25 protein-coding genes are annotated in these 23,588 nt (G+C 42.1%); 14 read left to right on the top strand and 11 right to left on the bottom strand.

The genetic code is table 11. The features are described from left to right. The 3 genes from ACWATR_RS36225 to ACWATR_RS36215 all read right to left on the bottom strand — a co-directional run. On the bottom strand, positions 1–425 hold a 425-nt coding region (locus ACWATR_RS36225; protein WP_460343998.1), incomplete at its 3' end, for a hypothetical protein. 25 nt (positions 426–450) lie between these two features. Next, positions 451–1,167: a hypothetical protein gene (locus ACWATR_RS36220; protein ID WP_460343995.1), complete on the bottom strand. Its 717-nt coding sequence runs from the start codon at positions 1,165–1,167 to the stop codon at positions 451–453. Positions 1,168–1,179: 12 nt separating this feature from the next. Continuing rightward, positions 1,180–1,620, bottom strand: a complete 441-nt coding sequence (locus ACWATR_RS36215; protein ID WP_460343992.1) for a hypothetical protein — start codon at positions 1,618–1,620, stop codon at positions 1,180–1,182. A 14-nt stretch (positions 1,621–1,634) separates the two neighbouring features. Here ACWATR_RS36215 and ACWATR_RS36210 point away from each other — a divergent pair, with 14 nt between their 5' ends. Next, positions 1,635–1,775: a hypothetical protein gene (locus ACWATR_RS36210; protein ID WP_460343989.1), complete on the top strand. Its 141-nt coding sequence runs from the start codon at positions 1,635–1,637 to the stop codon at positions 1,773–1,775. Between the two features lie 106 nt (positions 1,776–1,881). On the opposite strand, the gene ACWATR_RS36205 is transcribed toward ACWATR_RS36210, so the two are convergent. Genes ACWATR_RS36205 through ACWATR_RS36190 form a run of 4 tightly spaced genes read right to left on the bottom strand, consistent with a single transcriptional unit; the run spans position 1,882 to position 3,727 of the window. Then, complete coding sequence (locus ACWATR_RS36205; protein ID WP_460343986.1) at positions 1,882–2,157, bottom strand: hypothetical protein; 276 nt, start codon at positions 2,155–2,157, stop codon at positions 1,882–1,884. After that, the gene (locus ACWATR_RS36200) at positions 2,154–2,378 is read right to left on the bottom strand and encodes a hypothetical protein (RefSeq protein WP_460343983.1); all 225 of its coding nucleotides are present in this window, start codon (positions 2,376–2,378) and stop codon (positions 2,154–2,156) included. The genes ACWATR_RS36205 and ACWATR_RS36200 overlap by 4 nt, the downstream gene beginning before the upstream one ends. Continuing rightward, entirely contained in the window at positions 2,375–2,608 is a 234-nt protein-coding gene (locus tag ACWATR_RS36195) for a hypothetical protein (RefSeq protein WP_069073853.1), read from the bottom strand. The genes ACWATR_RS36200 and ACWATR_RS36195 overlap by 4 nt, the downstream gene beginning before the upstream one ends. A 3-nt stretch (positions 2,609–2,611) precedes the next feature. Continuing rightward, positions 2,612–3,727, bottom strand: coding sequence for a ParM/StbA family protein (locus ACWATR_RS36190; RefSeq protein ID WP_460343979.1), 1,116 nt, complete (start codon positions 3,725–3,727; stop codon positions 2,612–2,614). Between the two features lie 237 nt (positions 3,728–3,964). Between ACWATR_RS36190 and ACWATR_RS36185 the strand changes: the two genes are divergently transcribed. From ACWATR_RS36185 to ACWATR_RS36170, 4 genes are all read left to right on the top strand, one after another. Next, positions 3,965–4,177 carry a ribbon-helix-helix domain-containing protein gene (locus ACWATR_RS36185; protein WP_225893030.1) on the top strand — a complete coding sequence of 71 codons (213 nt, stop codon included), beginning with the start codon at positions 3,965–3,967 and terminating at the stop codon, positions 4,175–4,177. Positions 4,178–4,271: 94 nt separating this feature from the next. Next, entirely contained in the window at positions 4,272–4,994 is a 723-nt protein-coding gene (locus ACWATR_RS36180; RefSeq protein WP_460343976.1) for a hypothetical protein, read from the top strand. A gap of 275 nt (positions 4,995–5,269) precedes the next feature. Then, positions 5,270–5,509 (top strand): hypothetical protein, encoded by a 240-nt coding sequence (locus tag ACWATR_RS36175; protein ID WP_460343974.1) that lies wholly within the window; start codon positions 5,270–5,272, stop codon positions 5,507–5,509. After that, a complete protein-coding gene (locus tag ACWATR_RS36170) occupies positions 5,509–8,541 on the top strand; it encodes a DUF5906 domain-containing protein (RefSeq protein ID WP_460343971.1) in 3,033 nt (1,010 codons plus the stop codon). The genes ACWATR_RS36175 and ACWATR_RS36170 overlap by 1 nt, the downstream gene beginning before the upstream one ends. A 201-nt stretch (positions 8,542–8,742) precedes the next feature. On the opposite strand, the gene ACWATR_RS36165 is transcribed toward ACWATR_RS36170, so the two are convergent. From ACWATR_RS36165 to mobV, 3 genes are all read right to left on the bottom strand, one after another. Beyond that, positions 8,743–12,450 carry an nSTAND1 domain-containing NTPase gene (locus tag ACWATR_RS36165; RefSeq protein WP_460343968.1) on the bottom strand — a complete coding sequence of 1,236 codons (3,708 nt, stop codon included), beginning with the start codon at positions 12,448–12,450 and terminating at the stop codon, positions 8,743–8,745. A gap of 107 nt (positions 12,451–12,557) precedes the next feature. Then, on the bottom strand, positions 12,558–13,559 hold the full coding sequence (locus ACWATR_RS36160; RefSeq protein ID WP_460343965.1) for a CHAT domain-containing protein: 1,002 nt from the start codon (positions 13,557–13,559) through the stop codon (positions 12,558–12,560). A gap of 383 nt (positions 13,560–13,942) precedes the next feature. After that, positions 13,943–15,742: a MobV family relaxase gene (gene mobV / locus ACWATR_RS36155; protein ID WP_460343962.1), complete on the bottom strand. Its 1,800-nt coding sequence runs from the start codon at positions 15,740–15,742 to the stop codon at positions 13,943–13,945. Positions 15,743–16,150: 408 nt separating this feature from the next. Here mobV and ACWATR_RS36150 point away from each other — a divergent pair, with 408 nt between their 5' ends. The 4 genes from ACWATR_RS36150 to ACWATR_RS36135 all read left to right on the top strand — a co-directional run bounded on the left by ACWATR_RS36150 (position 16,151) and on the right by ACWATR_RS36135 (position 19,554). Then, the gene (locus tag ACWATR_RS36150; RefSeq protein ID WP_375491277.1) at positions 16,151–16,417 is read left to right on the top strand and encodes a hypothetical protein; all 267 of its coding nucleotides are present in this window, start codon (positions 16,151–16,153) and stop codon (positions 16,415–16,417) included. 1,300 nt (positions 16,418–17,717) lie between these two features. Beyond that, entirely contained in the window at positions 17,718–18,044 is a 327-nt protein-coding gene (locus ACWATR_RS36145) for a hypothetical protein (protein WP_460343959.1), read from the top strand. Next, a complete protein-coding gene (locus tag ACWATR_RS36140; RefSeq protein ID WP_460343956.1) occupies positions 18,010–18,789 on the top strand; it encodes a hypothetical protein in 780 nt (259 codons plus the stop codon). Before ACWATR_RS36145 ends, ACWATR_RS36140 begins: the two co-directional genes overlap by 35 nt. Before the next feature lie 90 nt (positions 18,790–18,879). Then, positions 18,880–19,554 carry a hypothetical protein gene (locus ACWATR_RS36135; RefSeq protein ID WP_460343953.1) on the top strand — a complete coding sequence of 225 codons (675 nt, stop codon included), beginning with the start codon at positions 18,880–18,882 and terminating at the stop codon, positions 19,552–19,554. A gap of 196 nt (positions 19,555–19,750) precedes the next feature. Here the strand turns inward: ACWATR_RS36135 and ACWATR_RS36130 are convergent, their stop codons facing one another. Beyond that, positions 19,751–19,915 (bottom strand): hypothetical protein, encoded by a 165-nt coding sequence (locus ACWATR_RS36130; RefSeq protein ID WP_460343950.1) that lies wholly within the window; start codon positions 19,913–19,915, stop codon positions 19,751–19,753. Between the two features lie 183 nt (positions 19,916–20,098). Between ACWATR_RS36130 and ACWATR_RS36125 the strand changes: the two genes are divergently transcribed. The 5 genes from ACWATR_RS36125 to ACWATR_RS36105 all read left to right on the top strand — a co-directional run bounded on the left by ACWATR_RS36125 (position 20,099) and on the right by ACWATR_RS36105 (position 23,434). Continuing rightward, positions 20,099–21,058, top strand: coding sequence for a tetratricopeptide repeat protein (locus ACWATR_RS36125; protein ID WP_179076829.1), 960 nt, complete (start codon positions 20,099–20,101; stop codon positions 21,056–21,058). Between the two features lie 417 nt (positions 21,059–21,475). Beyond that, positions 21,476–22,069 (top strand): ParA family protein, encoded by a 594-nt coding sequence (locus tag ACWATR_RS36120; protein WP_448270522.1) that lies wholly within the window; start codon positions 21,476–21,478, stop codon positions 22,067–22,069. Further along, positions 22,066–22,482, top strand: coding sequence for a hypothetical protein (locus tag ACWATR_RS36115; RefSeq protein ID WP_460343946.1), 417 nt, complete (start codon positions 22,066–22,068; stop codon positions 22,480–22,482). Before ACWATR_RS36120 ends, ACWATR_RS36115 begins: the two co-directional genes overlap by 4 nt. A gap of 218 nt (positions 22,483–22,700) precedes the next feature. Beyond that, a complete protein-coding gene (locus tag ACWATR_RS36110; protein WP_460343943.1) occupies positions 22,701–22,991 on the top strand; it encodes a DUF2281 domain-containing protein in 291 nt (96 codons plus the stop codon). Next, entirely contained in the window at positions 22,991–23,434 is a 444-nt protein-coding gene (locus tag ACWATR_RS36105; protein WP_460343939.1) for a type II toxin-antitoxin system VapC family toxin, read from the top strand. The genes ACWATR_RS36110 and ACWATR_RS36105 overlap by 1 nt, the downstream gene beginning before the upstream one ends. The last annotated feature ends 154 nt before the right edge of the window (positions 23,435–23,588 follow it).

The following is a 23,588-nucleotide window of genomic DNA, read 5'->3' as shown; positions in this document are numbered from 1 at the left end:
GAAGTCTTAACTGTACTAGTAGAAATTCTCGATTCATTCCATTCACTAATCGGTTCGGAAAGCGCACACAATAACGCCAGTGATACACTGCATCCAGTCATTAGATTAGTGACAAAATTATTAAATCCTTCACCTGTTGCAGTGGCAGTAAAGTACAGGTGTGCAGTACCCACAGCAAGGAACATTCCAACAGGGTGAACTTGTAGTAGATGAAAGGTGAAAATCACTGCCGAATTTAGGCAACTGCCAGCGATAATCTCACAGGCATTACCAGCACGTCTAAATGTTATACCCCGGTTATTTTCTGGCAGTGGTTGCGGTTGTGATGGTTGCTCTTGTTTCTGTTGTTGTGGAGTCTGTGCCAGCCCTTCAAATGAAAAAGGGCTGACGCTATGGGAATCTTCATATCGTTTCCTTGCTAGCATCAGCCTGTGTCCTTTCAACTAATAGTTATCTGTCGCCCAACTTCTGCCACAAATTACCCAACATTGCACCCCAGCCGCGAACTGTTCCTGTTGCTGAAACACTTGATGCTGGTGCATGATTTTGGCTAGTAACTGGTATTACTTCCTGGGGTGTTTTATTTGGTTCCAAAGCCCTTGAGCCATACCTCGCACGGGCTAAAAGTTGTTGGCGTTTTTCTCTTAATCCCGTAGTAATTGCCTGTCTCTCTGCTTGTACGACTTGCCTGTTTTCTATGGTGCTAACCTTGTTTTCATGCCTCCATAATTCCGCTTGCAAATCGTGGTGTAACTGGGTAGCAACTTCGGTTAAAGCGTGTTTGCGCTTTTGGTCAATTCGCAACAAGTCGGCTCTATCTTGGGCATCTATCTTGCCCATCTCCGAATCAAACTCGGAGTTGAGTTTGCGAATTTTGGCGATAGCAGTTGCGACATGAGAGCCGTATTGTTTACGAAGTTCTGTCCAGGTCACTTGCCCTTTTGTTAACTTCTCCATTGCCTCAAAGACAACCTTAGCGTTATCTAAAAAAGGCTCTAACCTATCTGATAATTCTTGGGCATTATTGGCATAATCTGCAAACTGTTCGAGCTTATTTATATCCGAAAGATAGCCCAGAATATCAGACTCAAACCCTCCCCAGGATTGCGCTTTTTCATCGATATGGGAACTATGACCAACTACCGGATTGCGTATTGCAAAGTCCATTGCGTTATTCTCCTAATAAGGGATTAAGTCGTAGTTGATATCATCGTCAGATTCTGGTACTTCATCCCAGTAACCCATCTCTGAAAATCGGCTATAAATTCTCGTTGCTAGTTGCCTTACGGGGTCATCCAAATCTTCAGAGATTAAATCAAATCTGTTCTCACCAAATGCCAGAATATTTGCAATATCCGGGTCAATCCCATTACCCAAGAATTGACCAAATGCCGCAGAGTATGGATGGTCATCTATGGTTGAATGAGTTGCTAAGAATTCGGTTCCTGTGAAAGGTGGGTAATCTTCACTCTCTAACGGTGTAGAAAGTGCTTCAATATCTGCTGAGATCATTGCCGCCCATTCTTCAGGATTTTCTGCTTTGAATTGCTGCTTTCTTAGGGCGGAGTCGGTCAGGGGTGATTTGCCCCAATCGTTGGGATTTTTGTAATCGAGTGTCATTTGTTAGAATCCTTGTGTACTTTTCGTTTTGCGGCGAGAGATACATCCTGATTAGGCGATCGCTGTGCTTGGCGGCTCGTGCGATCGCTTCATCATCAGTTCTCACAAAACTCAACAAGTTCAAAAACCTCCCTCTGGACTTGGGTTTGACTTAATTCCTTGCGCCTGCCCTTTGAGTCATTGAAGATGAAAGGCGCATTGACAAGAGAATTAGATCGGTGGCTGTAGCGCAGTTGTTGACCACGGAATTCATAGAGGTGGTTACGCTGTAAGGCTGTCGTTGAAAGCATAAGTTTGTCCCTCAACTTGGGAGTAGAATTCGATATTTAGGATTGCTTCGTGAACTTCAACAAGCGTCTGAACAGCATCACCCAGACGCAGGTCATTCGATGTACTGAACCGTTCGGAGGCTTCGATTTGTTTGTAATTTGGCGATGCTTGCACAAATCTTAGAGTCTGTTCGCAACCGAGGATAATGGTCATGATTTCGGTAGTCGTTAGCGATGGCTGTGTCTGCATGGTGTCTTGGTCGTTCATGACTTTTTCCCTTTCCTTTGGGTTTTAAGTGTTGCGGCTGGCGCTTCTGGCTGGTTCGGCTTTTGAAGTACATAGCTGATTGCACCTCCACCCCCGATAGCTGCGGCGATGGTGAACATATTGTTTCTGCCGAAATACTGCACTCCGAAGTAGCCAACTGCGATCGCTGCCCCTGTTGCTCCAATGCCTAAAAGCGTGTTTCTTAATGTGGTTCTGTTCATGCTGCCCCTTTGAAATTAGTGACCATTGCGCTAAGTGCTGATTTATTGGGCTGTGTAGATTGCGGTGTTTCAACCTTGGGCGATGGTTGCACATTACCGTGTTGAAAAATCAGTTTCTCTACACCTGCTGATAATGCTTGTGTTGGCGCATCTTGAGGTAAATCAAAAATCTTGCACAATTCAATTACTGCTAAGTAGGAGATGGTTATACGCCGAGATTCGTAATTCATTGATTAGGCTCCCAAAGATATTTGAGTTAATAGTTTCAACCCCAAAGCATTGATGAATTGGGGATTGTTCAAAATCACAAAGCCAAAACCGGCTAGGTTCTGATCCACCACTGGCAAGGAAACACCCCCACCCCAGGCGACAAGGTATTTAGCACGGTCTAGATAATTGCCAGCAGTCACAAAGTTGGCGAATTTCTCAATCCTGTTACTCCACCATTCATCTAGGCACTGGCTGTACTCTGTTTCAAACTTCTTGCCTGTGAGGTGGTTGCCGCCGTAGGTGAAAGTCCCTTCAAGAATGCCCTGGTTAACGAGGCTGGGCGAGTGCTTCACATCCTTGGATAGCAAGCTCACTCGGTCGTTTCGCTTGTCGAGAGATTCTGCAATCATCGAATGCAGTTCACCGGCTCCACCTTCAATCAGGTGACGGTCAATCACTGCACCACTGCCGTTAAAGACAGTTACTAGCCAAGTTGATGAACCGATATCGAGTGCGATCGCTAATTCTGAAGGGTCAAGAATTAGGGACGCTTCACCGAATAAGCAGTGGGCAATGCTTCCAAATCCTTCAGGGTAAATGCCTGTGACTAAAATCTCAACTGTCTTGGTGACAATGGAACGAGTTACAGGGTGCAGATGTTCAAAGGTGTGAGTCCCTTCAACTCTGCGCTTAATCTCAGTTGCCCAGCGTTCGGGGTTGTGATTGCTCAAACTAATTGAAAGCTTGACCCCATTGGGAATATTTAGAACTGCTAAGTCTGCAAGGATGCTTTCTAGTGCCAGTTCTGCTTTTTTCGCCTTATCCTCGTGCAGCAGGGTGTGGTCAGTTTGAGCGATCGCTGCACTGCCCCAGAAGAATTGAACGTCTTTTAAGTCAAGCCGCGTTCCTTGTACATATCGCACCCATGCCCCATCTTTTGAGATGGTTTCATGGTGCATGATGTTGCGGTTGCGAACAAGTGAGTATGCGGCTGGCATCATGATGGAAAAATCACCGATGATTGCCTTCCCATACCCTGCACCTGAGTCTTTTCCGGCGATGAGGTCAGTTAGCCCGGAATTGGCTAACAAGTCTGCTTGAACTAGCCAGTTTGAGGCATTGGAGTATGTGGTTGTCATGGTTCAAAATTTTTTGAAAGTCTTGATTTTTCTGGCTTGGCGTTGATTTTTAGTCAAATCTATACAAATCCAGATATCCAGTGATGGGCAAGCCATAGCATCACTTTCTGGCTTCTATTGCCTTTGTTGGGTGACTGTTTTTGGTTTGCTTAATGCTATATTAGCATAGAATCGCATGAAACTAGAATGCGATAACATGAAATAAGCAAAGACAATTACCACATGAGGCTAGAATCGATGAATAAAGAAACTTTCATCGACATGACTAAGAGAACAACTATTGTTTTACCGGATGCAGTTTATGAAGATTTACAAATATGGGCTGATGAAGAAGGTAGAGCCACAGCTAATCTCGTAGCGTTTCTTGTGGAACAAGCCATAAGAGCTAAATTTCCGTCCAAGTATCCTCCTGCTTACAGAAGAGTAGAGGCAAGCGATCGCCAAACATGACATTAATAGATGGCTGTTAGTTCAAAAATGTAGTGTAAAGCATTACTATCAGTACAGTTCGTATAATTTCACATCATTAATTTTGATGTCTCCAATGACTACCGTGAAAGACCTAGCAACCGATTTTCAACTTCCGCCGCATAACGAAGCGGCGTTAGAGTGGATTAGGGAGGCGATAGACCATGAATCTGCTCTGGCTCTAGTGACTGGTGGTGTTGCGCTTGGTACAGGCAGCTTCATTAATCCCTTTGGCTGGCTTGCTTTTGCATTGGCTTACAAGCCGTTAGTACGAGTTCAAAAACTTGTGCGGCTGGAAAAAATAATAACCCTACTTTTGCAAGAATTTAAAAGCAAAGGTATACAAGTCTTTCCGGTACTGAAAATACAAGACAAGAACCCTGTAGACTTATTTATTAGGTTTCCTGGGAAAACTCACCTGTTTATCTCCATCAGATCGAAAGGAGACAGCTTGATTGTCTACAACGAAGCCAAAGAGGTTTTGCAGGTGAGAAGAAAAAAGAATCGCTTAGGAACTTGGGAACCTTGCCCTCTAGTTGAACTAGGAGATTACAAAAGCTGGCTTGACAAGAATAGAGCAATATTTGGGATGTCTTCGCGTGAAGCGCAAAAGACACCCACAGCAAGAGTTTTGGTTTTATGGCCTCCGACAAAGGCATCCCCAAATCATAATGAACATCTTTATACGGAGATAGGAAACATGAAAGTTCTAGTTCTCAAGAGAAAAGGTAGTGCATTTGTAATTCCAGAGGAGGAAGTAACCGAGTTTGTCAGAAATTGGTTAGGCAAATATGAATAGAATAAATGGCGAAAACCCCGGTTCCTGCTAGGACACGGGGCTTTCTAAGTTTATTCACTTGGAATTGGGGATTGGGTTTCGCAGCCTAATTAGTATCCCTAATAGTAATTTTATCTTACACGATTAGGTGTAAAGCCAATGTAATACTGGCTCACCAGATGTCAACAGCGTTTCAGGAATTTTAGCAAAGCGTGATTTTTGAACGTTTGTACTAGAAGATTACTGCCACGGGATAGCTCCAATTCCTCCAACACACATAATGGAGGATTTGTAAAGTGTCAAAAAAACAGCTATTTCATACTGATACTGCCTGCAAGCTGCTATTCGCAACTATTGCTAACGCTTGCCCCCACTGCGGTAAACCAGACTGGTGCTATTCAATAGAAGAATTTACAGTCTGCGATCGCGATCGCTTTCATCAGCCTAGCTATGCACTGGCTCAACCTAAACAATCACCAATTTATCTATTAAGCAATTTACAAAAATTAAATAGTGTTCAAGGAGGTATCGCGTAATGGTTGCACAATTCCCCAATCAACAGGCGTTCGCCTCCTTCGACATCCGAAATTTTCAAGACCAGCTAGAACCGTCCAAAGCTAAAAATAAGTTTATTTGTCCAGTTTGTGGCGGGAATGACTTATCTATTGTCCCAGAAACCGGGAAGTACAGATGCTTCAATAATTGTGAGTGTAAGGACATCAGAGAGGCGATCAAACCTTGGGCTGAAGTGGTCGCAGAAAGAGCAGGGGCTAATTACACTCCATCTCTAAACCAAAATGCTGCCAAACCCAAGAGAATCTTGCCCAAACCAGCACCAATTCCAGATGGTGAATTAGCACTGGTGATGTTGACCCAAGCGGCGACTGACATACCCCAAACTCAAAACATAACTAGCAAGCTCCCAAAAGGAATACCAGGGAATGCAACACAAACAATCTATCCTTACTCACAAACCCAATGGGTAATTCGCTATGAATGGGCGGATTACATCAAAGAGAAGGGAAAAGATAAGTCCTTCCGCCAATGGCACAGGCTCCCGGACGGCACACCAGAGATGAAAAAAGGGGATGAACCTTGGAAAGCTTACCGCATTGATGAAGCTTTAGCTGCTAGTAAATCTGTACAAGGAACCCCGGCACTGCTCCAGCATGAAGGTGAGGGATGCGTTGAAGTCGGTCGAGAGCATGGATTAGCTGGGTTTACATTCCAGGGCAGCGCATGGGATAAGAAGTCAATCACCCCAGAATACCAACTTATCAAGGATTCAGGGATAGGATTGATCATTTTTCTGCATGACCCAGACGACACTGGCTTAAAGAAACTCCAGACCTGCCAGGACTGTGCAGCCGAGGTTGGGATTGGATTTATTGGAATTAACCCTCACGACATCTGCCCCGATTTACCATATAAATCAAGTGACATCAAAGAAATCTTGGGGCAGATGGAAGTACCAGAATTTATCCGCAGGCTAGAAGAGGAGATCCACGCGGCAGTAGCGCAGCGATCGCAACAGGCAGAGGTAAACGTCATTGATGATGATGACCAAAAACCGGTTGTAGCCTTTACCCAGCAAGCTTTTCAAGCTCTCTACGGCGATAAGAACTGGATTTGTGCTGCTGATAAGCTTTACTACCACACTGGCAATCATTATAAACACTCCCCAGATTCCACAGAACGCAAAAGAATCTACGACTTTTGCAATTCTTTTGTGGTCGAGAACGAGCAGGGGAAAAAAACTTGTCCTTACGCTTCGCCCAGTTCTGTAAAAAAGGTTCTGGAGTGGGCGAAAATGGGAACAGAAATTGACCCAGAACTAATTAATCCTCCTGGGGTAAATTGCACCAATGGAATAGTCAAGGTTGAGTGGGAAGGCAGAAATTTTACAGTAAGACTAGCCCCACATACACCGGAGGATTATTACATTTATGAACCATTGATTGAATACAATCCTAATGCTGATGATACATATTGTGAGCAACTATTATCTTGTCTAGACAAGCCACAGCAAGAAATATTTCTTAGAAATATTGCTGCATCCCTTGACCTTCAAACTGTTAGAAAATTCAGAGGGAGAGAGGTAAAAGCAATGTTCGCAATTGGTCTTGGCTCTAATGGTAAAGATGCTCTCCGCGAGTGTGTATCAACGATTTACGGAAAGAATGGATTAACTTCTGTCTCCTTGGGTGACTTCCAATCCTACGACGAAGGCAGAAAGTTCGGGTTAGCTCCACTTATATATAGTCGAGTTAACTGGGCTTCTGAAAACCCACAAACATCTAGGATTGATAGACTTCAAAGTTTAAAATTATTTGTCACTGGAGATACATTGCATTGCGAACAGAAAGGGAAAGACCATATAGAATTTTCTTCTAACGCAATAGGTATTTTCAACTTAAACGAGACTCCCGCTTTTCAAGGCGTAATACAAGCAATCAAAGATAGGATTGCAATCTTAGAATTCAAAAAAACCTTTGTAGATAATCCTGACCCAAATAATCCAAACGAGATAAAAGGCGACCCCCGATTCCGCTACGACCAAGATTTCATTAGAACAAAATTAGCCCCTGCATTCCTAAATAGAATGCTAAAAGCTCTCAGCAACCTTGTAGAGTCAGGTATCAATTATGAATGCACAACCGACGCTTTCCACAACCTTCAGAGAGAGAATAATCATCTTTTTGACTTCATAGAAAGCGCAAATATAGGTTATGTGGAAGGGGGAGAAATTACCGCACGAGCTTTATGGTCAATGCTGGAACAGCACTATATCCATAATGGAACGCTGACCATAGATGAGGGCAACCGCAGAACGTGGATCGACCAAGTTCGCCCCAGCGATAAAAACGTGAAGGGCATCAACCAAATCATCCCCCGCATCTCCCAACTGTTTCCGAAAGCGGTCAAAGGGACTAGGTACTGTGAAGTTTCAAAAAGAAACATTCCAATACTGAAAGGCATTGGCATTTTGGAAGTTACCCGCACCACATTAGACGAAACCCGCACCACTTCCGCACCACTTACCGCACCAGAAACCTCGCAAAATCAAGACTTCCGCACCACCCGCACCACTTTATCAAATTCCACAGAAAACACTGGAGAAGAGTCAGAAATGAAATTAAATCTTCTGACTGAGCCAATGGAAAAAGAAGAATATACCCCCCAAGTTGGTGCGGGTGGTGCGGAACCCTTGCCAGATATGGAAAACTGCTGCGTCAACTCCTGCGTCAGTGGTGCGTCACAGTTAGAAAGTGGTGCGGAACCCTTACCAGATACGGAAAACTGCTGCGGCGAACCCTGCGTCACTGGTGCGGGTGAATCTGAAAAGGTTGAACTATTGAGCCAGCCAATCTCGCTGCTACAGGCAGAGAGGGAGGGCGATAACATCAATTTATATGTTGGGCATCTAGTAGAAGTGCGATCGCTTAGTGGTGTTGTCAAGTTCGTGGGTGAGATGGCCAGCTATGACAAAACACATGGGACTATTACTGTGGTGACTGAGGAAGGCAACCGAGATGTCTACCTTAGAGAAGCATTTGTGATTGGTTGAGTTAGACTTTTAACTTTTGTAAATGACCATGCCAGTTGAAATATCAATACTACGGCTGCAACTATCAATCTTGTGTTGATGGTGTAGCACTATTTGACACGGCATAGTGAGTAATTACACGTAATGATCTTTAGGGGGCGACAAGTGAGCTAAAGTGATTGCTGATAAGACCTTAACTTGTGACCAATGAGCTTCCCTCTCTTAACGGAGATATGGCTCACAAGTTTTTTTCGCTTCTTTCTCATCTGCACTTTCAGGCTTCCTAAAAACTGGGTGATCCTGTAATCGCTCACAGGCTACTTTCAACCAAGTATCAAGTTTAATATCCCAAATCCTGGCAGTGCCATCTACACTTCCACTGACGATTGTTTGTCCATCAGTACTTATTACTACAGAGGTTATAGGATCTTGATGACCTTTAAAAGCTGTACCTATCGGCTCGCCCTTGCGGTTCCACATTATGACAGTGCCATCTGAACCCCCACTGACGATTATTTTTCCGTCAGTGCTTATTGTTACAGAATTTACCCAACCTTTATGACCTATAAAAGGTGTACCTATCGGCTCGCCCTGGCGATTCCACATTATGACAGTGCCATCTGAACTCCCACTAAGGATTGTTTGCCCATCAGTGCTTATTGCTACAGAATTTACGGAATCTTTATGACCCTTAAAAGGTGTACCTATTGATTTACCTTGGCGATTCCACATCCTGACAGTACCATCTGAACCCCCACTGACGATTGTTTGTCCATCAGTGCTTATTGCTACAGATGATACGAAACCTTGATGACCTTTTAAAGGTTGAGCCAGGGGCTGACCGTTGCGGTGCCAAATCCTGACAGTACCATCTTCTCCCCCACTTACGACTGTTTGCCCATCAGTGCTTATTGCTATGGAGTTTACGATATTTTGATTACCTTTAAAAGGTTGAGCTAGGGGCTGACCGTTGCGGTTCCAAATTTTGACAGTGCCATCTGAACCTCCATTAAGGATTGTTTGTCCATCAGTGCTTATTGCTATTGAACGTAAGATATTTTTATGACCTTTTAAAGGTTGAGCCAGGGGCTGACCGTTGCGGTTCCAAATCCTGATAGTGCCATCATATCCCCCACTGAAGATTGTTTGCCCATCGGTGCTTATTGCTACAGATGATACAATGTTTTTATGGCCTCTTAAAGTTGTAGCCAGGGGCTGACCGTTGCGGTTCCAAATCCTGACAGTACCATCTCTTCCCCCACTGACGATTGTTTGCCCATCACTACTTATTGCTACAGAGATTACGGCATTTTGAAGATCTTTAAGTTGATGACCTTTAAAAGGTTGAGCCAGGGGCTGACCGTTGCGGTTCCAAATCCTGATAGTGCCATCATTTCTTCCCCCACTGACTATTGTTTGCCCATCTGTACTTATTACTATAGAGTGTAGGTCATGTTCATTGTCTCTAAAAGGTGTACCCAGGATCTGACCGTTGCCATTCCACATCCTAACAGGGCCATTTAAACTCCTAGTGAGGATTGTTTGTCCACTAGTGCTTATTGCTACAAAAATTACGTTATCTTGATTACCTTTAAAAAGTTGAGCCAGAGGCTGACCGTTGCGGTTCCACATCCTGACAGTGCCTTCATATCCCGCACTGACAATTGTTTGTCCATCCGTACTTATTGCTATTGAAGATACGAAACTTTTATGACCTTTAAGAGCTTGAGTCAGGGGCTGACCGTTGCGATTCCAAATCCTGACAGTACCATCTCTTCCCCCACTGACAATTGTTTGTCCATCCGTGCTTATTGCTACAGATGATACGAAACTTTTATGACCTTTAAGAGGTTGAGCTAGGGGCTGACCGTTGCGGTTCCAAATCCTGACAGTACCATCTCTTCCCCCACTGACTATTGTTTGCCCATCGCTACTTATTGCTACAGATGATACGAAATTTTTATGACCTTTAAGAGGTTGAGCCAGGAGTTGACCGTTGCGGTTCCAAATCCTGACAGTACCATCATCACCTCCACTTACGATTGTTTGCCCATCACCGTTTATTGCTACAGAGTTTACGGAACCTTGATGACCTTCGAGGAGATTTTTTTCTTGACTAATCTCAACTGCATTAAACAAGCTGTCTAAAATTGATGAGGAAAATGATTGATTAGGAAAATTGAGGAAGGGCGAGCGGCTTTGTCCTACAAGGCTAATTACCCTCACCATTCCTTGTAAGGGATAATTTGATAACAAATTTTTTGCTGTGATCGCAGTTTGTTCGATTCGCCCTTGTTCTGCATTTTGCCACTGATAAGCTGCAAACCCTGCCAATAACAGTGCAAAAGTAGAAAAACTAGCAAGTCCAATAATGGTTCTACGTCGTTGTCGCTCGCGTAACCCCACACTAGTATCAATAAATTGGTTTGCTACATTACTAAACCCACCCAGAACTTGATTAAAAGTTGGATCTTTTCTAAGTTCTAGAACTTTCTGTAACTTTGACCCACTCCACAGTTCATCCTCAGCTTTCTTTGCTTGCCAGTTTGCTACATCATCATTAAGACGGTTACGCAGTGATATAGCCTGACGATTCTCTTCAATCCAAGTATTGAGAGTTGTCCAAGAGGTGAGCAGGATTTCATGGGCAATTTCTATTGTAGATTCTTGAGATTGTGGTTGGCGGTCACTTACCAGTAAATTCTCATTAATCAACTTTGCCAACACAGTTTGCTCAAGTTCATCACTAAATTCAGATTGCACTGCCCTTCTACGAACTGGTTTCCATTCACTACCAGTTTCAGAATTCTCTCCAATATCAACCAGTTTCAGAAAAATTTTCCGAGTTGCTAGCTTTTCTACTTCTGGTAAGGTGTCATAAATATAATCTATATGTTTTTGCAGCGCACCTCGGACACCGCCTAGCTGCCGATAAGTACTTGTATTTAAAGTGCGATCATTGATACTGTCAGTTCTAACTTCATCCTCCCACAACAAATTCAGGGTATATTGCAATAAAGGTAAATAACCTGCTTGCCTCTGGATATCTTTAATAATTTCCTCTACTAATCCAGTTTCAAACACTACACCGTGATGTGCCGCAGGTTGTTCAATTGCTAATCGCAACTCATCTAATTGCATTTCTGCAATTAACGGACGATGCTTATCAGTAGCTTTTACTAGCTGGGCATAAGGGCTTAACCTGTCGAGAAAATCAGCTCGCATTGTCCCTATAATTTTGACGGAACTTTGTTTAGTTTTATTCAATTTCACCAAGCTTTTGATAAACTGCTCGCGCTTGTCAGCTAGACTGCTAGTAAATAATTCCTCAAACTGGTCAATCAAGATAAACCAATAGTCATCAGGTTGCTTCAGCCTTTCCACTACTTGAGTCAGCGTATCAGCTTTCGCTTCACGAGCAATTTTGGCTTCGGTTTGCTTGTATTTATTAAGTAAGCTGGCATAAAAAGATTCAAATGGGTCAACATCTGGAGTAAATGTTAGATTGACTAATTGTGATCCCCATTTTTGTGAAAGCCAAGGAATTAAACCTGCACGGACTACTGATGATTTGCCACTTCCACTAGCTCCCAAAAGCAAAATCAGGTTGGACTGTTCTAATTCATTTACTAAACCTGTTAAAAATTGGTCACGCCCAAAAAACAAGTCTTTGTCTGCTGACTCGAATTTCTTTAAGCCTTTATAAGGTGAAGTTTTTATGAATTTACGAGTTTTTATCTCCTCAATAGAAATTTGTAGAATTTCTGTTTTGTTAAAAGTTACAATATTACTATCACCTTGAAACTGAATATTATTATTACCAATTAAAGCCTGAATTCCACCATCTACAGATGTGTTTTCTACCTGCATTTGAATACTAGGTTCAGATGCAGGTAATTGATTATCGTCGGTAGGTAAAGGCTTACTCATCAGCTTATCCTGCTAAAAGAAAATGTACTTTGTTTTAATTAAAATTAAAGCAAGGAATCTTTATTTTTAATGCTATTACTTCCTAAATTAATCTAATAACAAAAAGGTTATTCAGCTTGCTGCCAACCTTCTATGGATGCAATAAAAATATTAACTAGAGGATGGTCAATTAATTCTTTAAAAGCTTCAGTACCAGCAGATTTTATCGCTCCAATTACACGAGCTTTAAACAAAGTATCTTTTTCAATTTTATCAACAACCTTAGCAACTAAATTCATTTTTTCGACTGTGGTTGTAGTCGGATTAGCTTGCTCTAGTTTTTGTAAAAGTTTTTGGATTTCTTTTGCGGTTTTTGCTATATTCGACTGTTGTTCAGCAGCAGTGTAGCTAGTCATAGTTTGCACATTGTTGTTACCTTGTGCTGCCTGTATTCCACCGCCTATTTTACCGCCACTAATGTTGAATGAAATTCCCTCACTAAGTTTTTGTTGTAACTCTTTTTCTGACATAGAATCAGTTTTTATAGTTTTTTTAGCAGAAACGGAAAGCAAAGATGGTCTGGACTTTAGCACAGGAGTTGAGTATTCAAAACTACCCTTTAGCTGAATAGAAGCACACCCCATACTAAAAGCGTAGTTGTAGCTTTCTCCAGCACCCAAAGCATCATAAAAACCAGTAGCAAACTCAATTGCAGCAACATCCCCAATTGGTCGATTCATACCAATTACATAATCAACATGTTGGTGAATTGCTTGCGCTTGAATTTCGCTATAGCAGGCGTTAAGTAAGACACACTCAACTGTTCCACGAAACAACTCAAATATGCTTGCAAGAGCATTGCTACTTACTAATTGTGTTATCCCAGAATTATTCTCAAATGCTAAACCCTCTGTTCCGGCTCCATGTCCAGAAAAATGAACTATATGAGGCTGGTGATCTAATAGCGCACGCCGCAAATCTTCTACTCGTACCGCCCAAGAAGTGGCAATTTCAAATTGATCTTGATGTTTAGCTAGTTTTAGTGCTTCCTGAATTTTCCGCACTTCTTCCCCCAAGCGCAAAGGGCTTGTATCCTTGGGATTTGCTGATAATATTAAGATTTTTTTCACTTTATTTATGATTTGTGATAATTTTGCTGACATTCATTCCTTAATACAAACTGAGCATACTATTTTTCGTAATTTAAAAAAAAATTTCGCTAATAAAAGTTTTTATCTTGTTTGTTTATCTAGCTGTGACAGTGCAAGAACAGTGAACCGCATTGTCTCTTAAGCTACTTCCAAGAAGTTCTTAGAAGGGAGATATGGCATTTATATTGTGTATCCATGCCCTTTCTATGACTTGATTGTGGCAATTTTGCGGTATACCCCAAGATTTTTGGACGCACAGTACGCCAAATTTTTGCGAAAGTTTTTGAGCGAAAACTGATTTCGTTGGAAGAGTAATAGAAAAAATAAATACTAAAAAAGTACATTAACACTACAAATAGCTTTTAAAGACTCAATTCATCATCCTGTTGCTGCCGTTGCTGTTGCTGCTGTTGCCTTAACTGTCGCCCATAATCGAGTAGCTGCTGATTCCAATCACTGGCTTTAGATTTTTTGATTTGGGACTGTGGCATTAGTTCTAATACACGCTGTGCTGCTGCATCAGCGCTTTTATCGTTACCAAACGCCACCAGTATATTAGGAACTTTCTGCAATCGCTCAAGTGGTAAGCTCTTAATGTCATCAATAGCCATATAGACTGTTCGTTCGGGTGGAACATCGCCCCTGATCAGATATTCCAGCATGGCTCTTGAAATAGCATCAATGGGAGACTTACATAGAATCGCTGTTGAGGTTTTATCATTAGCTTTACCCCCCAAATGGAAGTAAAACCAGCTATCACTGCGTTTGGTTCCTTTAGAGTACCCCAAAAAGCTGTTGTTCTCGCCCCTAGTTCCCCGTAAGAATGCACCGTTACGTTGACCATCAAGATTCCGCATGACAAAAACAGCGTTTTGTTTGTCATCAGCGTAAACTAGCCCCTGGTTATGAAGCATTTGCACACAATCAGAGCGGATGCCCCGAAATTGAGTGAGGTAATGTTCAACGGCAGACCAGTTAGCTTTATCTTCAACGGGTGGGGTGAATTGGGGACGTGGTTCAGTCTGGATAATGTCAGCCGCCCTGTTCTTAACGTGAGCGATCGCTGCACGTTCTACTCCAGCTTCACCGAATCGCTCATGCAACCAGACAACCGCCTGCCGAAAATTGCACTGATTAACGTGCATCACCAAGTCAATTGCACCACCTGAGCCTTTGGAGTGTTCGGGGGCAAAGTCGTAGAATTTGGAGTCATCTATATTAATGATGTGTCCGTGACCCCGCCACCGCTCACGCTCGTAATTCAGCCCCAACTCCCAGGCGACATCCAATAATTCCAAGTCGCGCAGTTGTTGGGTTTTCAATTCCAGCGATCGCACAATTTCTTCTAGCCGTTGTCGCTCCTTCTCGCTGGCTCTTGCCCGTTGCTCTGCCCTCTCCAATCGCTCTTGCATGAAAGCCCGGTCAGCGAGTTGATGGTTAATCGCTTGGAACTGTTCATCAGACTGAATCCTGTCTACATAACTCCTAGCTGATTCAAACGGTGTGGGTGCTAATTGGTTATTTGTAATGACTGCGGTGAGTGGTTCACTGTTAACCGCTTGGTAATATTCTTTGACTTTGGTGTGGGTTGCCTTACTGCCCTTAACACCTCGTTCAATGCCCAAAGGAGCGAGTGCAGCAGCATAACTATCTTGGAGTTTGGATAACTTGATCCTTCCCTGCCCACCTCTACCGCCAAACATCGCGTCATGACTGACTCTCCCAGTTTTCTCGTTCAATGGCACGATGTAGGCGTGAATGTGTGGGGTACTTTCATCTAGGTGAAGTTCTGCTCTGACGCACTTTGATCCATAGTTTTGAGCTAGCCAGTCACGAGATGCGATCGCCCATTGCTGCATTCTCTCATTAGACCACTGCCCAGAAAGGGATGGATCTTTTGGACGGAAATATTCAGGCGATGCCGAGAGAAACATCTCGGTGCATAACACTGCATCATGCCGAGGGCGATGCTTGAGCGTAGAGATTTTTTCTTTAACTATTTCTTCGAGTGCGCGTGAGTCTTCTCTCCCAATTAACCGGAGATTCTCTCTAGTTGGATCTGCGTTGGGTGTTTCTCTATTCCTGGTAACATGGTCATCACTTCCGGCAACGTTGCCGAATGTTTTTAGTTTCTCAATCCTGAGAATTGTTAGTGGCGACATAAAAAATATGCTACAAATGCAGTGCTTTTGTAGTACTAAAAAACCCCTTTGGGCGAACGGCGGTTTCATGTCACGAGCGCAGCGAGAGATGGCGCAGCCACCCGCAGGGCATGAAACCATAGTGAGTATGGTATCACTTCTACAAAACCCCGAAATCCACTTTTGGGGGAGAAGTCGCGCTTACTGCCGACTGTCAAAATACCCCAAATACTACCTCTAGAGGGTATAACGACAGTCATTTGACAGTCGTTGTGTTTTTGGGATTTGACTGTCAAACGACTGTCATTTGGTACATTAAAGGGGTACTTAGGGGTGGTTTACGGCATATTTTGACAGTCGTTAAAATTTGGTATCAATCAACACGATGGCTTACCCATAATCCCCTTTAATTCGGTAGGAATACAGGACATGGAGCAACCTAATTTAGAAGTGCTTTCGATTAAGCGCAGTCACGACAGTAGCGATGGCCAGTTACTGCAATTTTTACGAGAGCGAGAGCGTAAAATGTCGGGCAGAGGTTTGACTAAAATTGTTTTGAGTACTTTGAGAATGTGTTGGGGGCCTTTTGTCATGAAGCGTCAGGGTGCTGACAGCGACACTCTCAAGATTGCTGTGATTTACTCTGTCTCACAGTTGGAATTACAGATTCACTTGCTCAAGCAATTACTTGATTGAGCGATTCTTTGAAGTACGTTTGCAACAAATCTGTATTATTAATTCTCAATAATTTTAAAGTTATTGAGAATAAGCCAGTTTGATAAAAATGGCTAAAAGCTAGTTGGTGTATGTATTAGACACCAATTTTTTGGTCAAAGCCATGTTCTAAATAGCAGACATTTTGTACTGAATAGTCAAAGTTCCCTGACAGCTATAACAGTTAAAGGCGTGTATAAGCTGTGCAGAATAGCAGACATTTTGTATATAAATAGGGGTTTTAGGTGCAAAATGTCTGCTATTTGTAACTGTGATTAATTAGACAATTTCACTACTTAAAACAAGTTTCATCTCTATTAACAAGTGTGGAGATTGTAAGATGAACAATTTCTATTCAGGCATGAAGAAAAAAATCGGATGTTAAGTGGGCTGGATTAAGTCAATGAAAGAATTATTGAAGCACAATTGCAACATAAATGTATTATACATTCTCAATAATTTTAGAGTAATTGAGAATGAATCTGGCGTTTTTAATTGGCTGTAAGTCTTTGTCAGTAAGCATTACGCCAGAATTTTTTGCAAAAAGTCTTATGCTCAACTGGTAGCAGTAGGGCTACTCAACAGCTACCAGTTAGGGAATCATCAAATTTTCAAAAATTCGCTTTTTTACTACTCAACTGGTAGCTATGTGTCACCAGTTGAGCTACCCAACAGCTACCACTTGGGCAAAGTGTTTAGGACTACTATTTTAATACTGCTAATCTACATAAAGCCTATGTAATAAGCGGTGTTTGCAGCATAGCTTTGGTATAACTCACAAGTGGAGTGCAGTTCTGATACTACAAAAGTAGTTATTGAGTATTATTTGTTGACGTTGGTTCAAAGTTTTTTTAGTTTTGGCTCAAAAAACTGGCCAAACTTTTTGGCGTACTGTGCGTAAGTTTTGGTCAGGAATTTTTGGGGGAGAAATAAGGGTGGTAAATGAGGTTTTTGGGGTCTAAATCCTTAGATTTACCTTGTGTTTACCTTGTAAATACCTTAGACATGCCATTGCAATACCTTATTTTTGGTAAAAAAGAAGGATTTTGTAAAAAACGGTGATTTTCAGTGTTGAAGGTGCAAATAAATCCTTATATTTGCCATTGGAATACCATTGAAATGCCATTCATTTACCTTACAAATGCCATTTTCAAAAAAATCCTTGTAAATACCTTATAAATGCCTTTTAGTTAAATAATGTTTAGTATGCGAAGTTTTTCTTAAGCCCTGATAAAATCAGGAGCGGGAAAAAAGTTCATTGATGATGAGCCAGGGGTAAGGTATGGAAGCCAAAAGCGAAGTGACAATAAAATTTAGTGGTTCACTGCCAACAGCTACACCAGCCGAGAACAAGAAAGTTGCAATCGAGTTGACCGATCAGAACGGCATAGTCTTCACTGCTCAAGTTAATGCCAAAAGTTGGCGTAAGGCCGAAACTAGCGCCTCAGAATTCGCAGACTGGGCTGGGGCTGTATCGGGAAAGCTTGGACAGCGCACAGAAAACGGGTTTGAAGTGATTGACGCGGGAATCCAGATTTTCGAGAAGAAAGTGAAGGAGGTAAAACCAGACGTGGGTGCTGCTGTATCAGAAGCTGGTGCAAGTTCATAGACAGATTTCCTGTCGCGTTTCGGTTTTCTTTAAAAGCGATCGCAATAGTGTGATTAGTGTTTTCATATATATATTCAAGATTGTCAGCATGACCATTACTCACGATACACAGCAGTTATCAGTCAATAGTCCACAGATAATGCCAGCAGAGCCTCTACAATATCGTGCAGTTGGTAGAGTCTGGGGGAGGTATGTACCCTCGGATGAGCTTATTTATAAAGGTCAATTAATAACTGCTGACGGTGTAATGCTGGATACTAAGCTTGCTAAGAGAGCGTCTAAAGTAGTTCAAAACGCTCAACTTGATTTATCTCAAGATTATCTGTGGACTGCTTACCCCAGAACAGGATTAAAAAATTCTCTGAGTGAACTTTCGGTGTGTCTAATAAATATTCGCACACCCAAAGAGTATACAGACTCAGTAAAAAGCGAATTGCAGTTACTAGGGGATAACTTTTCTGTACAAGGATTAGTTGTATATCAAGACTGGGAACAAGGAATAGTAGAAATTAAAATTCACCGCTCACCCCGGAGAGATTTTGAGCATTCCAAAGATTTTCAACTGAAGCTATTTGGATTTTTACCATCAAATTCGCTTAAGAAATTTTGGAATTTTGATGTGCGTCGTGTGGGAACTAGTTTAGTAATTCAATCAGGGGAGTGCATTAAATTTCCGCCTCGTGAGCCATCATCAACTGAAGGTAGTTCAACAAGTACAGCCGAAGATACTACGCTCGCTAACTGAGAGTTAAACCGACCGCAAAACTTTAATTATTTACTGGTCAATTGCTGATTAAATCAACGTTACAGGGTGCATTGTTCCCAAGAATTTATTATGCCTAAACGTAAATCTTCCAAGACGAATAGTTCATCATCTCAACAAGATGCCGCGCATCTCCCGCCAGCTATTTTGCGTGTAGTCAAGCAAAAATCTACTACCACAGACGATAATAACTCTGCACAATCTGAATCAGCATCAACTAGCGCACCAACAGAAAATCAGTCAGTTGAGCCGGAATTAGAAGTAAATAATAACCAGAGTCAAAGCATTGCAGTTTCCGAATCAAATAGTAGTCCTGTACTGATTTCTGACGCTGTGCCTCAAACAATAGAAGCAGAGAATGAACAGTCAGATGTACCCCAAATCTTAGAGACAGCACCAGTTAATTCATCATCATCAACTGCTTTGATTGAAAATACCTCTGCTGAACATGAGCAATCAGAGATAGAAACAGAGCAACCGCAATTAAGGAATAAACCAGCATATAAAAAATTATCAACAGCAACTAATAGTTCAGGACAGACCTTTACTGTTAAAGAAAAAATTGAGGTAAGTACCTGTAACTTTGGTATACAAAAGGTTTTTATTATCTCCTTATATTCAGCAGCAGATGGAAGTATTTGGGCTTATTACCATCCTGTAGATAAAAACCAAAGACAGCTATGGAAGCGGGGGTGCTGTCGGATTGAGGATTTGAAAAAGCTTTCAACGGGAGTAAGTACTAGCTAACGGGGTAAATAGGGAACTAATTGATAAGTTGTTATGAAGCGATTTTGAAGAGTCGGTAATCACCGAAGACATCCACCGACAGTTCATTCTAAGATGGGCATATATACAGAAATCCTTATAGCGAACTCGAATTATTCGATTGTGTCCTTTTAGGCACATTAACCACATCAATCGCCCCCATATTCTGGGGGTATTTTTATGGTGGTAGTGGCGAAAGCGAGGTAACAATCAAATGAGCGTGGCTCACTACCATCTGAGGTAGTGTTAGGCGTAAGCTGTAGCCATCAATGAATCTAGAAGACTTTGAGGCATCGATTACACGAATGACTAAATAGGTGTAATCTCCGTTAGCATCAATCAAAAATTAAGAAACGCTTGTGATCTCAAAACCATAGATGGCTGACCCCAAGCGTTTTTGGTCTGATGTTGGACGGACTGGCAGGATTTACTACCGTACAAAATCAGAAATTAACGTTTAAAATATTACTATCACTCTGGGATACACTTACAAGTCCTGCCAAATTTCAATTGGGACTAAATAGAAATGAAGAAGCACCATAAAAAGCTGATTCAAAAGGGAATTGTAATCATAGGAGCGACTGTTGCATTTAGTGGACTATCCTCTACTGTCTATGCTCAGTCACCAACAATGCTTATGGCTCAAAATAGCGGTTCTGGCTTCTTAGACCAAGAAATAGACAAGGAAAGCGACTTGTTGTTCCAAGGAGCAGAGAAGTTTAACCAACATGACTACAGAGGGGCTATTGCAGATTTTAATGATGCCATTCGACTACAGCCGAGTAATGCCCAACCCTACTATAACCGTGGTCTTGCCCGCTCTAAGTTGGAAGATCATACTGGAGCAATTTCTGATTATAATCAAGCCCTGCGATTAAATCCCAAATTTACCGATGCATATACTGACCGAGGTTGGGAATATTACGAACTGGGCAATTACAAAAAAGCTATCTCTGACCACAACAAGGCTATCGAACTCCAGCCTAAGTATGGTCGTCCTTACTACAACCGGGGTATTGTTTACGCGGCACAAGGTAACTACAAGCAAAGTATTGCTGATTACGATAAGGCTATAGAACTACAAAGCTATCCCCTCAGTTGGCCATACTACACTCGTGGTCTTGCCCGCTATCAGTTAGGAGACTTGAAGGGAGCGATTGAAGATTACAACCAAGCTTTACGAGAAGACCCAAACTATGATCAAGCCTATCTTAGTCGAGGTCAGACTCTTGCACAGTTAGGAAAACTCCAGGCAGCGCTCATAGATTTTAACCAAGTAATTCGGCTTAAATCTAACTTACCCGAAGCCTACTATAGTCGTGGTCTGATTCGCGTTGTCTTAGAAGATAACAAAGAAGGGGCAATGGCAGATTTACAGCAAGCTGCTGACCTGTTTCTTATGCAAGGAAGGAAACAGAAGCATCAAATGGTAATAGACACAATCAGAAAGCTAAATAAATTCTTTCGCAGCAGCCATACACTTTAGGCTTTTTAAAGCATTTTTTCCTACTACTACTAAACGGCGATCGCCCATGCAGTCGTGAAACTTAGGTGATAAAATATGCTGCTTTGTTTTTGAATTGGCGGAAATATGAATTGTCGCAAAAACGTATTGTTAAAAATTTACATTATTGCCAATATAACTATTTACAGCAAGATATGAGGACTGTATTAACCAGTAGACCATTAAGAGAAAGCTAAACAACATGACGGTTAGGCGGAAAGTCAAACTGTCTTCTGTTCAGGTTTAGTTTTTTCAAGCTGACGGTTACTACAAAAGATATTTTATAATTTTGAATTGGTGAAATGTTGTATTGTCGCCAAGTTAGCATTTTATAAATAAAGAAATACAAATTTTCGCCATTTTAAGAGTAAACTAGCAGCATTTACTGGAGTACATCTCGTGATAATCACCCTTGCCAGTTTCAAGGGAGGTGTCGCTAAAACGACAAGCGCCATCCATATTGCTTGCTTTCTATCTCAGCATGGCAGCACTTTGCTAGTTGATGGCGATCCAAACCACAGTGCTACAGGATGGGCAAAGCGAGGAGCATTACCGTTTAAAGTTGTGGATTTACTACAAGCTCCTATGCACAGCCGTAATTTTGATCATGTGGTCATTGACACCGCAGCTAGACCAAGCCACGAAGATTTAGAAGCACTCGCAGATGGGTGCAATCTATTAATTCTGCCTACTACCCCTGATGCCTTAGCGATGGATGCACTGTTGCAAACTGTAAGCACTCTCAAATCATTGGGCAGCGATCGCTATCGTGTATTGCTCACAATTATTCCCCCAGCCCCTCGCTTAACAGGACAGCAAGCACGGGAAGCATTAGAGGCAGAGGGAATACCACTGTTTCAACATGGGATTAGACGATTTGCTGTTTATGAAAAAGCGGCACTGGAAGGTCTGCCAGTCTATCAAGTAAAAGACCGCAGCAGCAAAATAGCATGGCGCGAGTATCAAGAGGTGGGTAAGGAGATATTGTCATGAGCAACCCTAAACCTAGCCCTTTTAAAAAGTTATTTGAAACCAAAGAGGAACCAGAACAAGAACCAGAACAAGAACCAGAACAACCGTTAGAAGCAACTACAGAGAGTAACGTGACACAGACTCCAACACCACAAAAGACAGCGCCAATTCAAGAAGAACCCCGTAAACGTGGTAGACCTGCAACAGGTAAGCGGTCTGATAATGCTTGGATTGGGCGCACCTATTATGTGAAACGCTCAACAGATTTAGATGTAGAGGAAGAATTACTCAAACTCAAAAGACGTGGCGTAGAGATTGATAAAAGCGAATTGGTAGATTTTCTAATGGCTGTCTGGGTGAAATGGCAGCAAGGTGAAAATATAGATTTACTTATTGGCGAATTTACGCCAAGGCGAAATTCTAAATTAGACTGACTCCTGACTGAATGCCTGGAACGTAGTGTAGGTGCAAGGTGAAAATATAGATTTACTAATTGGTGAATTTACGCCAAGGTGAAATTCGCGCATTAGCCTGACTCCTGACTGAATGGCTGGAACGCATTGTACTAACGCTGAAAGAAACTATTGCGATAATGAAAAAGACTGATGCAGCTATTCCTGGATTCCCCATGCATCTTTAGGAGATACCCACTATGACTATCAAAGAATTGCTTCTTATCGAAATTGAATCCACCTCAGATACCATTCTGACTGAAACGCTAGACTTTTTACGCTTTTTGAAAACGAAGGAAACCCAAACACAGCCTGTTTCATCTGTGGCAGATTCTGCCGACCAAACTCCAGTAAATTCCACAGGTCGCTCACTGCTCGAACATTTAAAAACAATTGGTAAATGGGAAGGTGATGATTTACAAGAGTGTCTTGAGCTAGTTTATGCCACTCGCGGCAAAGCCAAATTTGATTACGACAACCCCTTTGAATAATGTACTTGTTAGATACAAATCACTGTAGTCAAGCAATTCTTGGTAATGCCAATGTGCTTCGTCGCCTTGCGGAGGTGGAAAATTCTGTGATTACAACCTGCGCCATCGTTCAAGGCGAACTGATAGACATGGTAGAACGTTCTCAACGCAAGGAAAGTAACTTAGTCCTCATTAACCGTTTTCTAACGGGTATATACATCCACAACGTTGATGGATTTACTGCTACTATCTACGGGCAACTGAAAGCCGCTTTATTCAATCAATTTGCACCGAAAGAGAAAAGTAAGCGGAGAAAAACGAAAATCACTGATCTAGGCTTTGATGAAAATGATCTTTGGATTGCTGCTGTAGCTCTACAACACGGTCTTACTGTTGTGTCAGCCGACAGCGACTTTCAGAGGATTCAGCAAGTAAAGGCATTGTCCGTTGAATCTTGGTTGTAAATTTTATGTACTTTGGGAGAGAGTAAGGTCATTGTCCCAACGGGGAAAATTTTTACGTTATGAATAAGTATTTATACACAATTTTGTTGACACGTTTTTCTTAAATCTTTATCGATTCTACACTGTAGCAATATTGACCCAACATTATTGCGAA

This window comes from Nostoc sp. UIC 10890 (genome assembly GCF_054786515.1).
The sequence above is the reverse complement of the archived record's forward strand: the minus strand, read 5'-3'. Positions and strand labels throughout refer to the sequence as shown.

Bases quoted from the DNA above. Each gene is read 5' to 3' on its own strand.
- ACWATR_RS36205 (WP_460343986.1), bottom strand. From the start codon at position 2,157: ATGAACGACCAAGACACCATGCAGACACAGCCATCGCTAACGACTACC.
- ACWATR_RS36115 (WP_460343946.1), top strand. From the start codon at position 22,066: ATGAGCAACCCTAAACCTAGCCCTTTTAAAAAGTTATTTGAAACCAAA.
- ACWATR_RS36200 (WP_460343983.1), bottom strand. From the start codon at position 2,378: ATGAACAGAACCACATTAAGAAACACGCTTTTAGGCATTGGAGCAACA.
- ACWATR_RS36185 (WP_225893030.1), top strand. From the start codon at position 3,965: ATGAATAAAGAAACTTTCATCGACATGACTAAGAGAACAACTATTGTT.
- ACWATR_RS36105 (WP_460343939.1), top strand. From the start codon at position 22,991: ATGTACTTGTTAGATACAAATCACTGTAGTCAAGCAATTCTTGGTAAT.
- ACWATR_RS36195 (WP_069073853.1), bottom strand. From the start codon at position 2,608: ATGAATTACGAATCTCGGCGTATAACCATCTCCTACTTAGCAGTAATT.
- ACWATR_RS36125 (WP_179076829.1), top strand. From the start codon at position 20,099: ATGAAGAAGCACCATAAAAAGCTGATTCAAAAGGGAATTGTAATCATA.
- ACWATR_RS36220 (WP_460343995.1), bottom strand. From the start codon at position 1,167: ATGGACTTTGCAATACGCAATCCGGTAGTTGGTCATAGTTCCCATATC.
- ACWATR_RS36165 (WP_460343968.1), bottom strand. From the start codon at position 12,450: ATGAGTAAGCCTTTACCTACCGACGATAATCAATTACCTGCATCTGAA.
- ACWATR_RS36145 (WP_460343959.1), top strand. From the start codon at position 17,718: ATGGAAGCCAAAAGCGAAGTGACAATAAAATTTAGTGGTTCACTGCCA.
- ACWATR_RS36110 (WP_460343943.1), top strand. From the start codon at position 22,701: ATGACTATCAAAGAATTGCTTCTTATCGAAATTGAATCCACCTCAGAT.
- mobV (WP_460343962.1), bottom strand. From the start codon at position 15,742: ATGTCGCCACTAACAATTCTCAGGATTGAGAAACTAAAAACATTCGGC.
- ACWATR_RS36215 (WP_460343992.1), bottom strand. From the start codon at position 1,620: ATGACACTCGATTACAAAAATCCCAACGATTGGGGCAAATCACCCCTG.
- ACWATR_RS36150 (WP_375491277.1), top strand. From the start codon at position 16,151: ATGGAGCAACCTAATTTAGAAGTGCTTTCGATTAAGCGCAGTCACGAC.
- ACWATR_RS36170 (WP_460343971.1), top strand. From the start codon at position 5,509: ATGGTTGCACAATTCCCCAATCAACAGGCGTTCGCCTCCTTCGACATC.
- ACWATR_RS36135 (WP_460343953.1), top strand. From the start codon at position 18,880: ATGCCTAAACGTAAATCTTCCAAGACGAATAGTTCATCATCTCAACAA.
- ACWATR_RS36190 (WP_460343979.1), bottom strand. From the start codon at position 3,727: ATGACAACCACATACTCCAATGCCTCAAACTGGCTAGTTCAAGCAGAC.
- ACWATR_RS36180 (WP_460343976.1), top strand. From the start codon at position 4,272: ATGACTACCGTGAAAGACCTAGCAACCGATTTTCAACTTCCGCCGCAT.